This is a genomic window from Neorhizobium sp. T25_13 (assembly GCF_002968675.1).
GTDB classification, from domain to species: Bacteria; Pseudomonadota; Alphaproteobacteria; order Rhizobiales; family Rhizobiaceae; genus Neorhizobium; species Neorhizobium tomejilense.
The window spans coordinates 330,091-344,590 of sequence record NZ_PVBI01000002.1; the positions used below are offsets into that span (position 1 = coordinate 330,091).

Annotated in this window: 12 protein-coding genes and 1 tRNA gene; 6 read left to right on the top strand and 7 right to left on the bottom strand. The window is 62.3% G+C overall.

Annotated elements, in window-relative coordinates; translation table 11 throughout:
* Positions 1–578: 578 nt before the first annotated feature.
* The 3 genes from C5J22_RS05075 to prfB all read left to right on the top strand — a co-directional run bounded on the left by C5J22_RS05075 (position 579) and on the right by prfB (position 5,747).
* A complete protein-coding gene (locus C5J22_RS05075; protein WP_371412561.1) occupies positions 579–1,790 on the top strand; it encodes an N-acetylmuramoyl-L-alanine amidase in 1,212 nt (403 codons plus the stop codon).
* A 256-nt stretch (positions 1,791–2,046) separates the two neighbouring features.
* Positions 2,047–4,503: a penicillin-binding protein 1A gene (locus C5J22_RS05080; RefSeq protein ID WP_105437430.1), complete on the top strand. Its 2,457-nt coding sequence runs from the start codon at positions 2,047–2,049 to the stop codon at positions 4,501–4,503.
* 112 nt (positions 4,504–4,615) lie between these two features.
* A protein-coding gene (prfB, locus tag C5J22_RS05085; protein WP_105401067.1) for a peptide chain release factor 2 occupies positions 4,616–5,747 on the top strand; the annotation gives its coding sequence in 2 pieces (ribosomal slippage) (positions 4,616–4,684 and positions 4,686–5,747; 1,131 coding nt in all).
* 79 nt (positions 5,748–5,826) lie between these two features.
* On the opposite strand, the gene C5J22_RS05090 is transcribed toward prfB, so the two are convergent.
* A complete protein-coding gene (locus tag C5J22_RS05090) occupies positions 5,827–7,032 on the bottom strand; it encodes a multidrug effflux MFS transporter (protein WP_105437431.1) in 1,206 nt (401 codons plus the stop codon).
* A gap of 170 nt (positions 7,033–7,202) precedes the next feature.
* Here C5J22_RS05090 and C5J22_RS05095 point away from each other — a divergent pair, with 170 nt between their 5' ends.
* A complete protein-coding gene (locus tag C5J22_RS05095; RefSeq protein ID WP_105437432.1) occupies positions 7,203–7,859 on the top strand; it encodes a TetR/AcrR family transcriptional regulator in 657 nt (218 codons plus the stop codon).
* Between the two features lie 47 nt (positions 7,860–7,906).
* Here the strand turns inward: C5J22_RS05095 and C5J22_RS05100 are convergent, their stop codons facing one another.
* Positions 7,907–8,680, bottom strand: coding sequence for an NAD kinase (locus C5J22_RS05100; protein ID WP_046636633.1), 774 nt, complete (start codon positions 8,678–8,680; stop codon positions 7,907–7,909).
* Between the two features lie 251 nt (positions 8,681–8,931).
* Between C5J22_RS05100 and C5J22_RS05105 the strand changes: the two genes are divergently transcribed.
* Both C5J22_RS05105 and C5J22_RS05110 read left to right on the top strand, forming a co-directional pair.
* Positions 8,932–9,007: transfer RNA gene (locus tag C5J22_RS05105), tRNA-Thr, on the top strand.
* Positions 9,008–9,219: 212 nt separating this feature from the next.
* Positions 9,220–9,630 carry an oxidoreductase gene (locus tag C5J22_RS05110; RefSeq protein ID WP_105437433.1) on the top strand — a complete coding sequence of 137 codons (411 nt, stop codon included), beginning with the start codon at positions 9,220–9,222 and terminating at the stop codon, positions 9,628–9,630.
* 54 nt (positions 9,631–9,684) lie between these two features.
* Here the strand turns inward: C5J22_RS05110 and C5J22_RS05115 are convergent, their stop codons facing one another.
* From C5J22_RS05115 to rlmB, 5 genes are all read right to left on the bottom strand, one after another.
* Complete coding sequence (locus C5J22_RS05115; protein ID WP_371412547.1) at positions 9,685–10,578, bottom strand: transglycosylase SLT domain-containing protein; 894 nt, start codon at positions 10,576–10,578, stop codon at positions 9,685–9,687.
* 115 nt (positions 10,579–10,693) lie between these two features.
* Positions 10,694–11,080 carry a hypothetical protein gene (locus C5J22_RS05120; protein WP_105437434.1) on the bottom strand — a complete coding sequence of 129 codons (387 nt, stop codon included), beginning with the start codon at positions 11,078–11,080 and terminating at the stop codon, positions 10,694–10,696.
* Positions 11,081–11,140: 60 nt separating this feature from the next.
* On the bottom strand, positions 11,141–12,445 hold the full coding sequence (locus C5J22_RS05125; RefSeq protein ID WP_105419453.1) for a UDP-glucose/GDP-mannose dehydrogenase family protein: 1,305 nt from the start codon (positions 12,443–12,445) through the stop codon (positions 11,141–11,143).
* 170 nt (positions 12,446–12,615) lie between these two features.
* Entirely contained in the window at positions 12,616–13,404 is a 789-nt protein-coding gene (cysQ, locus tag C5J22_RS05130; RefSeq protein ID WP_105437645.1) for a 3'(2'),5'-bisphosphate nucleotidase CysQ, read from the bottom strand.
* 86 nt (positions 13,405–13,490) lie between these two features.
* Entirely contained in the window at positions 13,491–14,369 is an 879-nt protein-coding gene (gene rlmB / locus C5J22_RS05135; RefSeq protein ID WP_105437435.1) for a 23S rRNA (guanosine(2251)-2'-O)-methyltransferase RlmB, read from the bottom strand.
* Positions 14,370–14,500 lie beyond the last annotated feature (131 nt).

A 14,500-nucleotide genomic window follows, 5' to 3' on the forward strand; every position in this document is an offset into this window, starting at 1 on the left:
GGATAAAGATGTTCCCGTCAGGCGCGGTTGTGACGGCAACCGGAAAGATGACGGGGAGCGTTGCTCCCTCGGTCTCTCCAGGTTCTGAAAATTGTGCCGCGACATCAAAAACCAAACGAGAATGACGATACCATAGGCCCGCATGGGCCCGATGAATGTGCTCCGCATGAGCGGTGGGTGGCACGCCACCCGGTATTATTCCGGCCACCGCCGGTTGGATCGTGTATCAGGAAAAAGTGTAGCGACGGCGGATGACTGTCGGTCTTCGGCGCCAGGTCCTGAAGAGGCTGGCCAGCCTATCGGCAGACTATCCCGTCAACACTTTAACCCTCACGGGCGTTGTATGGTTTATCTGTCACAATAGCAAGGGAAAAGCCAAGTTTGCCATATTCTCGATGGAATTAGACCCCTTATGGATGGCAGGGAACGGGCGGTTGATTCGCATCTTTTGACATGCAAATGCCTTCTAGAACGGGCACTTTGATGCGGGTTGCCCGACAGGCGGCGGGGCTTTGAATGCGAGTGGCGTTTTGAGGGCGGATCTAAAGGCAAGCGCAGCGACGGCCTGCGGCGGAAGCCTGCAGCGTTTTTTTGGGCGAATCGCTTGCGCGGTTCTTCTTTTGGCAGCCTTCGCCGCGACCCTTCCCCTGAGTTCCGCCCGCGCTACGCCGCAGCCGCCGCTTCTCGCCTTCAGCGCGCGGGTCGCCGGCGACGAGGCGCGCACCCGGATCGTCATCGAATTCGAGAAAAAGCCGGAATTCTCCGTCCATTACGTCGCCGCGCCGGAGCGGGTGATCGTCGACCTGCCGGCGACCGCCTTCGGGTTCCCCGCCGAGGATCTGGCCGCGCGTGGTCTCTTCAAGGATATCCGCTACGGCGCGATGGGTGAGTCGAGCGCCCGCATTGTGCTGACCGCCAAGAGGCCGGTGAAACTGTCGATCGCCGAGGTCCAATCGAACGACAACGGCAGCTACAGGCTGGTCCTGGATGCGGAAATGGCCTCCAAGGAGGTTTTTGCCGATCTGGTGAAGACCCAGAACTGGGCGACGCCGACGGCGGCGGTTCCGGACGCGCTGGCGATGGCCGAGAAGGACAACGTCTTTACGGTTGCTGTCGATGCCGGGCACGGCGGGATCGATGCCGGCGCGACGGGGGCGGGCACCAAGACGCCGGAAAAGACCATCACGCTTGCGTTCGCCAAGACGCTTGCCGAACGATTGAACAAGGTCGAGGGTATCAAGGCCGTCCTGACCCGCGACGACGACACGTTTCTTTCGCTCTCCGAGCGCGTGACGCTCGCCCGCCAGGGCCACGCCGATCTCTTCGTATCCCTGCATGCCGATACGCTCGGCCAGAAGGACATTCGCGGCGCGACCGTCTATACGCTGTCTGACAAGGCCTCCGACCGCATGGCCGAAAACCTCGCCGCCCGCGAAAACCTGTCCGACGAGCTTGCGGGCTATACGCTCCAGAGTGGCCCGCCGGAGGTCGCCGATATCCTGCTCGACCTGACCCGGCGCGAGACCCAGGCGTTTTCGACCGCGCTCGCCACCAATGTCGTCCAGTCCTTCGAAGGGCAGATCGGGCTCATCAACAATCCCCACCGTTATGCGGGCTTCCAGGTTCTGCGCGCGCCGGACATTCCCTCCGTGCTCCTCGAACTTGGCTTTCTGTCCAATGTCGAAGATGAAAAGCTGCTGCTGGATGAGTCGTGGCGGTCGAAGGTGATCGATCGCATGGTCGACGCCATCAAGCGCTATCGTACCCGTGCGATGGCGAACGGCGGCTGATTTCCTGCGCTCCGCGTGGCGCCGGTGCCACAGGCATCGGGGAATATCGCGCGGCGGAGGGCGGACGCCGGAAATCGCATCTAAGGGCCCTATTTTACTCACATTCAGGCGGTTATTCGATAATCTCTCAGATGCAACGGATGGCGGAGGATCGATCCGCTTTCGCCTTGCGCTGGTGCAATCACCGTGCAAAACGCCTCTAACCATGCGATGGTGTGTTTCACGCGCCGAATGAAAGCTGAACGGTAGCTCCGATATGGTAAGATTGATTGGTTATCTCTTTGGTTTGGCCTGCGTTCTGTTTCTGGTCGTGGCAGCCGGCGTGGGTATCTACCTCACCGGGATGACCAAGGACCTGCCGAACTACGAGGTGCTTGCCTCCTACGAACCGCCGGTCGCTACCCGCGTGCATGCAGGCAACGGTGCTCTGATGGCGGAATATGCCCGCGAGCGGCGCCTCTTCCTGCCCATTCAGGCGGTGCCGGACCGGGTCAAGGCGGCCTTCCTGTCTGCTGAAGACAAGAATTTCTACAGCCATCCCGGCATCGACATCACGGGTCTTGGGCGCGCCGTCCTCTCCAACCTCCAGAACCTGGGTTCCGGCCGTCGCCCCGAAGGTGCCTCGACGATCACCCAGCAGGTGGCGAAGAACTTCCTCCTCTCTGCCGACCAGACGATCGACCGCAAGGTCAAGGAAGCGATCCTCTCCTTCCGCATCGAGCAGACCTATTCGAAGGACAAGATCCTCGAACTTTATCTGAACGAGATTTTCTTCGGCCAGAACTCCTACGGCATCGCCGGCGCGGCACTCACCTATTTCGACAAGTCGGTGACCGAGCTGACGACGGCCGAGGCCGCCTATCTTGCGGCCCTTCCGAAAGGTCCGGCCAACTACCATCCCTTCCGCCGCGAAAAGGCAGCGCTCGAGCGCCGCAACTGGGTCGTCGACCGCATGGCCGAGAACGGCTACATCACCCAGGCCGATGCCGAGGAGGCCAAAAAGCAGCCGCTCGGCGTCAAGCAGCGCCGGACCGGCGCCCATGTTTTCGCATCGGATTATTTCTCGGAAGAAGTGCGACGCCAGATCATCGAGCGTTACGGCGACAAGTCGCTCTATGAAGGGGGGCTTTCGGTCCGCACCTCGCTCGATCCCGACCTTCAGGTCATCGCCCGCGCCGCGCTGCAAAACGGTCTGGTGGAATATGACGAGCGCCGCGGTTTCCACGGGCCAGTCGCTCAGATCGCCACGACGGGTGACTGGGGACCGGAGCTCGCCAAGCAGAAGTCGCTTTCGGACGTGCCGGAATGGAAGCTCGCGGTCGTCACCGAGGTTTCGGCAAAGTCCGCCACGATCGGCCTCCAGCCCTCGGCGGATGCGGCCGGCAAGGTCGACGCGGCTCGCGAGACGGGCACGATCAACGGCGACGACATGAAATGGGCCTATCGGGACTCGACCAATACCCGCAAGCCGGCAAAATCGCCGGACGGCGTGCTGAAGCCGGGCGACGTCGTTTACGTGGAGCCGATCGATCCACAGGCCAAGACCTACAGGCTGCGCCAGCCGCCGAAGGTCCAGGGCGGTTTGGTCGCCATGGACCCGAACACGGGCCGCGTTCTCGCGATGGCCGGCGGCTTCTCCTATTCTCAATCGGAATTCAACCGCGCCACCCAGGCAATGCGCCAGCCGGGTTCGTCGTTCAAGCCCTTCGTCTATTCGGCAGCGCTCGACAACGGCTATACGCCGGCCTCGGTCATCCTGGACGCCCCGATCGAGATCGTCTCCGGCGGTCAGGTCTGGCGGCCGGAAAACTACGGCGGCGATTCAGGCGGCCCGTCGACGCTGCGCATCGGCATCGAAAAATCCCGCAACCAGATGACCGTGCGCCTGGCGCAGGACATGGGCATGGAGCTGGTTGCCGAATATGCCGAGCGTTTCGGCATCTACGACAAGATGCTGCCGGTGCTGGCCATGTCGCTCGGTTCCGGCGAAACGACGGTCATGCGCATGGTTTCGGCCTATGCGGTCATCGCCAATGGCGGCAAGCAGATCAAGCCGACCGTCATTGACCGCATCCAGGACCGTTACGGCAAGACCATCTTCCGTCACGAGGAGCGCGCCTGCGACGGCTGCAACTTCAATGACTGGGCCAACCAGGAAGAACCAAGCATCGTCGACAACCGCGAGCAGGTTCTCGACCCGATGACCGCCTACCAGATCACTTCGATGATGCAGGGCGTGGTCCAGCGCGGTACGGCAGCTGGCAAGATCCCAGTCAAGGATCGCGACGTCGCCGGCAAGACCGGCACCACCAATGACGAAAAGGACGCCTGGTTCGTCGGCTTCACGCCGAACCTTGTCGCCGGTCTTTATGTCGGCTTCGACACGCCGGCACCGCTCGGCCGTGCCGGCACCGGCAGCGGCCTTGCCGCACCTATTTTCGGTGAGTTCCTCGCCCAGGCTGCCAAGCTGACGCCTGCCGAAAAGTTCCACGTGCCGGACGGCATGCAGCTCGTCGCCGTCAACCGCAAGACCGGCATGGCGGCCATGGAAGGCCAGCCCGACACGATCGTCGAGGCCTTCAAGCCTGGCACCGGCCCGGCAGACGTCTTCCAGGTCATCGGCGACGGCGAATACATGACCCAGGACCAGATCTTCACCAACTCGCCCCAGGCGCAGCAGGCTGTCACCTCCGGCATGCCGGGTCTGTTCTGATCGCTATCCGAGGGGGCAGCCTTGTCGGCAGGCCCGGGCTTTACATCCGGGCTTGCTGCAACTATGTCCACGGCACTTAAAACCCCAACACAAAGAGCGAAGAACAAGCGCCATGCGTGCGGAAATCATCAATGTAGTCGACGAAATCAAGCAGGCCATAAGCCTGCTGAGGAGGCATCTTTGACTGGGATCAGGCGGTAAGACGACTGGACTGGTTGAACAACAAGTCAGAGGACCCGAACCTCTGGAACGATGCCGCCGAGGCGCAGAAACTGATGCGCGAGCGCCAGCAGCTCGACGACGGCATCAATGGCGTCAAGGCCATGGAGCAACAGCTCAACGACAATATCGAGCTCATCGAACTCGGTGAGGAAGAGGGCGACGAAGCGATCGTCAAGGAAGCCGAGGAGGCGCTGAAGGCGCTGATGGCGGAATCCGGCCGGCGCCAGGTCGAGGCCATGCTGTCGGGCGAAGCGGATGGCAACGACACCTATGTCGAAGTCCATTCCGGCGCCGGCGGCACGGAAAGCCAGGACTGGGCGAACATGCTTTTGCGCATGTATACCCGCTGGGCCGAACGCCAGCGTTTCAAGGTCGAGCTTCTGGAAGTGCATGACGGCGAAGAAGCGGGCATCAAGTCGGCGACCATCCTCGTCAAGGGCCACAATGCCTATGGCTGGCTGAAGACCGAATCGGGCGTCCATCGCCTGGTCCGCATTTCGCCCTATGACAGCAACGCCCGCCGCCACACGTCCTTCTCGTCCATCTGGGTCTATCCGGTCATCGACGACTCGATCAACATTGAGATCAACGAAAGCGACTGCCGCATCGACACCTACCGTTCGTCGGGCGCCGGCGGCCAGCACGTCAACACGACCGACTCGGCGGTGCGCATCACGCACATGCCGTCGGGCATCGTCGTGCAGTGCCAGCAGGAACGCTCGCAGCACAAGAACAAGGCCAAGGCCTGGGACATGCTGCGTGCGCGGCTCTACGAAGCGGAATTGAAGAAGCGCGAGGACGCGGCGAACGCCGAGGCGGCTTCCAAGTCCGAGATCGGCTGGGGCCACCAGATCCGCTCCTACGTGCTGCAGCCCTACCAGATGGTCAAGGACCTGCGCACAGGCGTGACCAGCACTGCGCCGGACGACGTGCTGGACGGAGATATCAATCCGTTCATGGAAGCTGCCCTGGCGCATCGTATCAGCGGCAAGCCGGATGTGGATGTCGCTGACGTCGATTGACGATCCGTGGAAGAATCACAAACGAAAGCGGCCGGACTTGGCAAAGTCCGGCCGCTTTTTTGTTGGGTGGATAGGCTGGTTATTCCGCCGCGGCCGCCATGGCGCCTTGGCGGCTGCGCAGCACCACGAGCGACAGCAGGAAGACCACCACCGAGCACAACGCGATGACCGTGACCATCGGCAGCGAAGTTCCGTCGACGAACATGCCGCCGAGGCCGATCACGACCGCCGAGGTCACGAACTGGATCGTGCCCATCATCGCCGACGCCGTGCCGGCGATCCGGCCGTGATGTTCGAGCGCCAGCACCGCCGCCGTCGGGATGACCATGCCGAGGAAGCCGTAGCCGCCGAACAGGAAGGCGGCCATCACATCGAGGCGGTCGATGCCGAGCGAGGTGACGAGCGCCAGAAGGACCATCATCGTGGAATACCCGAACACCGCGCCGCGGATCACTTTCCGCAGCCCGATCTTGCGGGAGAGCCAGCCGTTCAGCTGCGACATGCCGATGAAGGCAACCGCATTGCACGAGAAGACGATGCTGTAGAACGTCGGCGACAGGCCGTAATGCTCGATCAGGACGAAGGACGAATTTGCCACGTAGATCATGTAGCTCGACATGCCGAAGGAGGCGATCAGCACCAGCCCGAGATAATAAGGATCCCGGAGCAGCGTACCATAGGACCTGAGCGCGCCGGCGAGACTGCTTTCGCTGCGTGCAGCCGGCAGGCGGGTTTCCTCGAGGAAGAACACCGCAACGACGGCCCCGACGGCACCGGCGCCGACCATGACCCAGAAGATCAGCCGCCAGTCGCCGAACACGGTGACGATGCTGCCGGCAAGCGGAGCGAGGATCGGCGAGACGCTGAACACCAGCATCAGCCGCGACATCAGCTGGGCTGCGGCCGGACCGGTATGCAGGTCGCGGACGATGGCGCGGGAGATGACGACGCCGGCGCAGGCGCCCATGCCCTGCAGGAACCGGAAGGCGATCAGCCACTCGATCGACGGCGACAGCGCGCAGCCGATCGCCCCGATGGCATAAAGTGCGAGACCGACATAGAGCGGCTTCTTGCGCCCGAACATGTCGGAGACCGGGCCGTAGACGATCTGCGAAACTGCCATGGCGACGAAGAAGGAGATCAGGCTCGCCTGCACCTCATGGCTGTCGGCATTGAGGTTTACGCTGATGGTCGGCAATGCTGGGAGATACATGTCGAGGGCAAAAAGCCCGATAGCGGAGAGCAGCCCGAGCGAAAGGGCATGCGAAGGAGCTCTGCTTTGCATTTGGAAAAAACCTTTCCCGTCACCACATCTGCCGTGGTAACGGCAGGGCGAAGACGATTATGGGAGATGAATATGAGAGCCGGCCGCGTTTGGGAGGATGGACCTAAGCAATCATGTAAAATATTCTGGACACAATTGTCCAATTCATCAAGCCCCGCTATAGTGATGTCATGAAAAATTCGTCTGCCGAACTTCCGCGCGATTACGACACCTGGCCGCCGGCGCAGAACAAGCGCCAGGCGATCCTCAACGCTGCAGCCGATGTTTTTGCCCAGGAAGGCTTCGGGGGAGCCAGCATCGATGCGATCGCGGCAAGGGCAGGGGTGTCGCGCCAGACGATCTACAATCAGCTGGGCGACAAGGATAATCTTTTCAAGGTCGTGGTCGCCGAAATCACCGACCGCTCCAGCGCCGGTTTCTTTCGCGTGCTCGACACTTTCCCCGTGGCGCCGCAGGATATCGAGACGGAACTGACGCAGTTTTCGGCCCAGCTGCTGCGCAAGGCGATCTGTGACCCGAACGGCCGCTGGCTGCGCAAGGTGGTCGAAACCGAAGGCGCCCGCTTCCCCGAGCTTTTCGAAACCTGGAAGGAATACGGGCCCGGCAAGAAATATCCGGCGATTGCGGCCCGCCTGGCGCAACTCGCCCATGGGGGGCATCTCGAGATCGATGACCCGGCGCTTGCCGCCCGCCAGTATATGGCGCTTCTGGCGGCCGACCTTCGCTACGACCAGCAGATGGGCCGCCAGACGCCGGAGTCGGAAATCGACCAGATGGCGGCGAACGCCACCCGCACTTTTCTGCGCGCCTTTAGCCCGAAGCGCTGAGCCTCACGCGAGGGCAACAGGTTTCATCTGCGTGAGCTGACGCTGAGTCAGTTGTTGAACTGCTCGGCGAGAATCCGGTCGGACCAGGAATGGTTGGGATCGGACAGGATGCGGGCGGTGATTTCAGTCGATTGTGCCACCCGCACCTTCAGCACCGACTTTACCTCGGTATTGTCGGCAACCGCGTTGACCGGCCGCTTTTCCGGTTCGAGGATGTGGATATCGACGCAGACGTGGTTCGGCAGCAGCGCGCCGCGCCAGCGCCGCGGGCGAAATGCCGAAACCGGCGTCATGGCGAGCAACGGCGCCTCCAGCGGCAGGATCGGCCCGTGCGCCGAGAGATTGTAGGCGGTCGAACCGGCGGGCGTGGCGATCATCAGCCCGTCGCAGATCAATTCCTCCAGCCTTACATGGCCGTCGATCTCCACCCTGAGCTTGGCCGCCTGATAGGATTGCCGGAAGAGATAGACCTCGTTGATGGCGAGGGCCACCGACGTCGAGCCATCCTCGTTGACCGTCGTCATCTTGAGCGGATGAAATTCGTTCTCGATCGATTCGGCCACCCGCTCATGGAGTTTCTGGGCGCGATAATCGTTCATCAGGAAGCCGACCGAACCGCAGTTCATGCCATAGACGCTTTTGCCCGTATTGATCGTGTCGTGCAGTGTCTGCAGCATGAAGCCGTCGCCGCCGAGCGCGACGATCACGTCGGCTTCCGCAGTGGGCACGTTGCCGTAGAGCCTCACGAGTTCCTCCAGCGCGGATTGTGCTTCCGGGGCCGTCGAGGCGATGATGGAGAGCTTGTTCGTCTGAGACGACATGAACGGGCCTTTAAGGATGCCGCCGCCCGAGGGGCCGCGCAAGGGACGCTGAAACCATTTGAGCTAACACGAGCCTATGACAGGACCATGCCGGCCGGACGGCATTAAGTACAGGAAAAACAGGCTTTTGGACAAGCGCCTTGCGCCATCGCCGGTGAGCGAAACAACGCAGCTCGAATGCAGGCTATCTCATGTTGCAGCGATTTTCTCTTTACAGGAGGGGAAAATCTGGTAACTCCGCACTCGAAAGTGCCCTTGTAGCTCAGTTGGTAGAGCACCTGATTTGTAATCAGGGGGTCCCGGGTTCGAACCCTGGCGGGGGCACCATTCCTTTCCTGGCATCTGGCATCAATTTCTCCTCATCGAGGTCTCCGTGGCGTCTGCGGCGGACCTGGCCGATGCCTGCGGCAGCGCCGGCTTTTTGCCCCGCCATCGTCAGCAAGCCTGAGAGGTCTGCGCAGAACGTTGGAAACCTTCTGCGGTCGGCGGGGTTAGACGGCCGTAGGGCATGTTTGGAAAGTCCCACGAGAGGAAACCCAATGTTTGTAAAGATATTCACCGTTGGCGCATTGTCGCTCGGTCTCGCCACTGCCGCAGTCGCCCAGTCGGGCTCGGGAACCGGATCAGGATCCGGCGGCGCTACTGGCTCAGGTTCTGCGGGAACCAGTGGAGCCGTTCCGGGTTCGGGCGCCAGCGGCTCCGGTTCCGGCTCCGGCACGCTCAACGGCAATACCACGACTCCGCTGAATGGCGGCGGATCAGGCGCGCTTGATTCCAATACGACCGGCAGCACGACCGGCGATTCCGGCGGTTCGAAATGCCCGCCCGGCACTCTGCCGCAGGGTACCGGCTCCGCCACGACCAACAATCTGCCGCAGGGTCAGGGTACCGGCTCCGCAACGCCCAATGCGGACGGAACTCTGGCGCCCGGGCAGGCACAAAACTGCTGATCGGGAATCATGTGCGGCGAGCGGAAGGCCTGCCTTCGCTTGCCGCATGCCGCTTCAGTTTCTGAAAACCGTGCAGGGCACCGCGTGTGCCCTGATCTTCGTACACAAATCGGTCGCCTCGGCTCTAGTGGCGCGGCCGATCCGCGCCGCATAGCGCGGGCGATAGCCGAAATTGCCTCGTTTCTGCCGCACGACGAGCGCCCGTTCCGCGTTGAGCGGCGCCGGCAGCCGGCTGATCGTGTTGGCAAACAGCTGGCTGGCGATATTCGGATTGTAGTGCGCGGAAAGCTGCACGCCCCATGGCGCCCAATCCGCCGATGCGATCAGCACGGTCTCGTTGAGACGCCTCGTGGCGGCGAGCTGTATGCATCCGTCGATGAAGTTTTTTTGCGGTACGAGGGCCTGAGCCGCCGTTTTCGGCGGATTGTCCCTCCATGTCTCCGCCGAGTGACCGGTGATCGCAAACACGTAGTCGCGCGTCTCGATCGGCAGCCGGCCGGCCTTCAGGAATGTTTCGAGCCCTGCTTCGCCGGCATTATAGGCCGCGGCGGCGAGGCCGAGATTGCCGAAACGGTTGCTCAGGTCTCTCAAATAGAGCGAGGAGGCGGCAAGGGCTTCGATGACATCGAAGCTGTTTTGCAGGCCGCGGATCTTCGCGGTCGCCGGCATGAACTGGGCGATACCCTGCGCGCCTTTCGGGCTCACCGCGTTCGGCCGAAACAGGCTTTCCCGCCAGATCAGGCGCGCGAAGAATTCCGGCGGCAGCCCGTTCGTTACCGCCAGCTGCTCCATGACGTGGCAGAGATCCTCGTTGTAGGCGTCGGGACGGATGCACAATCGGCCGATCTCATCCGACGCCGCACGCTCATATCGGCATTCGGGGGCGGCCGTCTCTTCCGCGGCATGGATGCTCCCGCCAAAGGGAGCGACGGCCAAAGACAAGCCCAAACCTGTTTGGCCCAAACCTGTTTGCATGAGACGGCGAAACATCATCGACATGCAATATGCCCAATCCCGTCGCGGCTTGAAAGCCTTCGGCGGTCGGAACAGGCGACCGGAACGCCTATCGCCTGGATTGCTCCAGTAGAGATTGGCAGGACTGATCCAGCGCGACGAAATCCGCTTCCGCCATCGCTTGCGTCTTTTCCAGCATCTGCTGCGTCGGTCTCTCGAAAAGCGCCGTCGTTTCGTTCCGCGGATAGTGATTGTCCTGCAGGATCACCAGCGCGGCATGCATATGCTCTTCGTCGCGGGAAACGGTGCCCTGGGCCGTGTCGCTCTTGCCGAACTCCTTGGCCATGATCTTGCGCATCGAATAGAAGGCCGAACACGATATGTGTTGTTCGGCAGAGCGTACCGGCTGGGACTGGGTCTGGGTCTGGGCCAGCGCCGCCGGCGATGCGGTCAGCACCGCGGTCATGGCCCAGATGATTTTCGCTTGCGTGGTCATGCGACACAATCCTTGGGCTGAGCCCGAGGTTCCCGCCGGCCCGCCGTCTTGGCGGCTATTCTAGCGCAGTTTTCCGACGCCGGAATAGGCAAAGCCGTGCGCTTCGACTTCCGGTGCTCGATAGACATTGCGCAGATCGACAAGGACGGGGCTCTTCATGACGGACTTCAGGCGTTCGAGATCGAGCGCGCGAAACTCGTTCCATTCGGTCACCAGAACCGCCACGTCCGCACCCTCCGCTGCCTGGTAGGGGCCGCTGGCGAATTCGATATCCATCATCTGCCTGGCGTTTGCCATGCCTTCCGGATCGTAGCCGGACACGATCGCGCCTGCATCCTGCAGCGTCTGGATGACGGCGATCGCCGGGCTGTCGCGCATGTCGTCGGTGTTCGGCTTGAAGGTCAACCCGAAGACGGCGACCTTCTTGCCGCGCACATCGCCGCCGGCAGCCGCGATCACCTTGCGGCCCATGGCGCGCTTGCGGGTATCGTTGACGGCGATGGTGGTTTCAATGAGGCGGACAGGGCTGTCATAGTCCTGGGCGGTCTTTGCGAGCGCCAGTGTGTCCTTGGGAAAGCAGGAGCCGCCATAGCCGGGGCCGGCATGCAGGAATTTCGAGCCGATGCGCCCGTCGAGGCCGATGCCGCGCGAAACGTCCTGGACGTCGGCGCCGACGCGCTCGCAGAGGTCGGCCATCTCGTTGATGAAGGTGATCTTCATCGCCAGGAAGGCGTTTGCGGCGTATTTGATCAATTCGGATGTGCGGCGGCTGGTGAAGAGGAGCGGCGACTGGTTGAGATAGAGCGGACGGTAGACTTCCGTCATCACGCCGCGGGCGCGCTCGTCGGAAAGGCCGACCACGATCCGGTCAGGACGCTTGAAGTCCTCGATAGCAGCGCCTTCGCGCAAAAATTCCGGGTTGGAGACGACGGCGAAATCCGCATCCGGATTGGTTTCGCGGATGATCCGCTCCACCTCGTCGCCGGTGCCGACCGGAACGGTCGACTTGGTGACGATGACGGTGAAGCCGGTCAGCGCTTCGGCGATTTCGCGTGCTGCGGCATGGACATAACCGAGATCGGCATGGCCGTCGCCGCGGCGCGAGGGCGTGCCGACCGCGATGAAGACGACATCGGCATCGGCCACTGCGGGGCCAAGCTCGGTGGTGAAGGAAAGGCGCCGGGATTTGACGTTCGATTCGACCAGCGCCTCGAGGCCCGGCTCGAAGATCGGGATGACGCCTTGTTTCAGCGCCTCGATCTTTTCGGCGGCCTTGTCGACGCAGATCACGTCATGTCCGAAATCCGCAAAGCAGGCTCCCGACACGAGGCCGACATAACCCGATCCAACCATCACAATACGCATCAATAATCCTCATCCTTATCCGGCAATCTCACGCGCAGCGGTTTCCTAGGCGCATCCGAAAGGGAATGCAACGCGTCGGCTTGGCTGCCTGTCACGACTTGGGTCGGGCTTACCCCCGGCAGTCCGCCGTGGCTGACCAATGTTACCGGGTGATGACAATAGGACGACGGCTAGGAGTTTCCAGGCCGCGCCCCCCAGGCGATGAAATCGGGGTTGGCGAAATCCAGCATGTCCGCGCGGCCGGTCTTGCCATAGGTAAGCCGCGCCCCGTCGAGCGTGACCGTGCTGCCGCCGGCGGCACGGAGCACGGCGTCACCAGCGGCCGTGTCCCATTCCATGGTCCGGCCAAAGCGGGGATAGAGGTCGGCGGCACCCTCCGCCAGCAGGCAGAATTTCAACGAGGAACCAATGCTGCGGATGTCGGCGGCGCCTGATTTTTCGAGGAAGGCCTCGGTCTCGGCGGAATTGTGTGAGCGGCTGGCGACGCAGATCGGCCGGCTCCCGACCGGCCTTGCGACGATCGGCTCCCGGCTCGTCACCGCGAAATCGTCGTTGACGACGAGTTTTTCCGCCCGTCCGCCGCCGCCGAGATAGGCGACCTTAAGGGCGGGGGCATAAACGGCCCCGAGGATCGGGACGCCACCCTCGATCAGCGCGATGTTGACCGTGAAATCCTCGCGGTTGTTGATGAACTCCTTGGTACCGTCCAGGGGGTCGACGAGGATGAAGGAGCGCCCTTCGATCGACGGGATGCGTCCCATCGCCACCGATTCTTCCGCGATGACAGGAAGCTCCGGAAAGGCTCGGGCGAGTTCGGCGAGGATGATCTCCTCAGCCCGCTCGTCCGCCTCCGTGACCGGGGACCGATCGGCCTTGTAGCTGGTGCTCGGCCCAGCCCTGTAGATGTCCAGGATGGCCTTGCCTGCGAGCAGCGCGGCTTTTTCGAATGTAGCGAGCATGAATTCCATGGCGGCTGGTCACGTCGGTTGCGTAAGACTTCCCATGACACGTTTGCCCCGCGCTTGGGAGTCTTAAACGGCGCAGGTCAACCGACCTTGGCGAGATGCTGCTGTGTCGCGTAGAGCGCGATCGCGGCGGCGTTCGAGACGTTGAGCGACTTGATGGCGCCCGGCATGTCGAGACGGGCAAGCGCGTTGACCGTCTCGCGGGTCTTCTGCCGCAGGCCCTTGCCTTCCGAACCGAGCACCAAAGCGATCCGGCCGCCGGCAAACGTGCCTTCGAGCGGGGCGGGGCCTTCCGAATCGAGCCCGATCGTCTGGAAGCCGAGCCGGTGCAATTCCTCGATCGCATCGGCGAGATTGGTAATCTGTATATAAGGTATCAGTTCCAGCGCCCCGGAGGCGGATTTGGCGAGCACGCCGGATTCGGTCGGGCTATGTCTCTGGGTGGTGATCACCGCGCCGGCGCCGAAAGCGACCGCCGAACGCATGATCGCCCCGACATTGTGGGGATCGGTCACCTGGTCGAGGACGAGGAGAAGCGGGCTCTCTTTCAGGCCTTCCAGCCGGCGGACGGGCAGGGGGCGTGTTTCCAGCATCACGCCCTGATGGATGGCCTCGGGGCCGAGCACCTTGTCGATATCCTGCGGCGAGACGAATTCGACCGGAAAGGACAGCGTCTCCGGTTCGCCGATATCGAGCCGCGCGAAGGCGTTCTGGGTCACCGACAGCTTGATGAGCTTGCGCTCGGGATTGTCGAGGGCGGCGCGCACCGTGTGCAGGCCATAAAGGAAGACCTGTTCCGGCTGAAGCTGCGGCGGCTTCCAGTCCTTGTTGGATTTCGGCCGTTTCAAGGGCGGCGTCGGAATTTCTCCGCGCTCGCGCTTGGAGTCGCGCACCGCGCGCCGAAGCGTCGCATAATGGGTGTCGCGGGTGGATTTGTCTTGTTTGTCGTCCTTGCTCATCAGGCCTTATAGCCATCCTCGCTCTCCGGGCAAAGCCCTCGACGGGGAGGCGGATCGAAAGAGCGACTGATTTATTTTCGTCATTTTTGCTTCTTCCTCGTGTTGACAGACGAGAACGAGGCGGTCATATA

What these genes read in the sequence shown, in the direction of transcription:
- C5J22_RS05080 (WP_105437430.1), top strand. Translation starts at nt 2,047, where the DNA reads ATGGTAAGATTGATTGGTTATCTCTTTGGTTTGGCCTGCGTTCTGTTT.
- C5J22_RS05090 (WP_105437431.1), bottom strand. Translation starts at nt 7,032, where the DNA reads ATGCAAAGCAGAGCTCCTTCGCATGCCCTTTCGCTCGGGCTGCTCTCC.
- C5J22_RS05095 (WP_105437432.1), top strand. Translation starts at nt 7,203, where the DNA reads ATGAAAAATTCGTCTGCCGAACTTCCGCGCGATTACGACACCTGGCCG.
- C5J22_RS05100 (WP_046636633.1), bottom strand. Translation starts at nt 8,680, where the DNA reads ATGTCGTCTCAGACGAACAAGCTCTCCATCATCGCCTCGACGGCCCCG.
- C5J22_RS05110 (WP_105437433.1), top strand. Translation starts at nt 9,220, where the DNA reads ATGTTTGTAAAGATATTCACCGTTGGCGCATTGTCGCTCGGTCTCGCC.
- C5J22_RS05120 (WP_105437434.1), bottom strand. Translation starts at nt 11,080, where the DNA reads ATGACCACGCAAGCGAAAATCATCTGGGCCATGACCGCGGTGCTGACC.
- C5J22_RS05125 (WP_105419453.1), bottom strand. Translation starts at nt 12,445, where the DNA reads ATGCGTATTGTGATGGTTGGATCGGGTTATGTCGGCCTCGTGTCGGGA.
- cysQ (WP_105437645.1), bottom strand. Translation starts at nt 13,404, where the DNA reads ATGCTCGCTACATTCGAAAAAGCCGCGCTGCTCGCAGGCAAGGCCATC.
- rlmB (WP_105437435.1), bottom strand. Translation starts at nt 14,369, where the DNA reads ATGAGCAAGGACGACAAACAAGACAAATCCACCCGCGACACCCATTAT.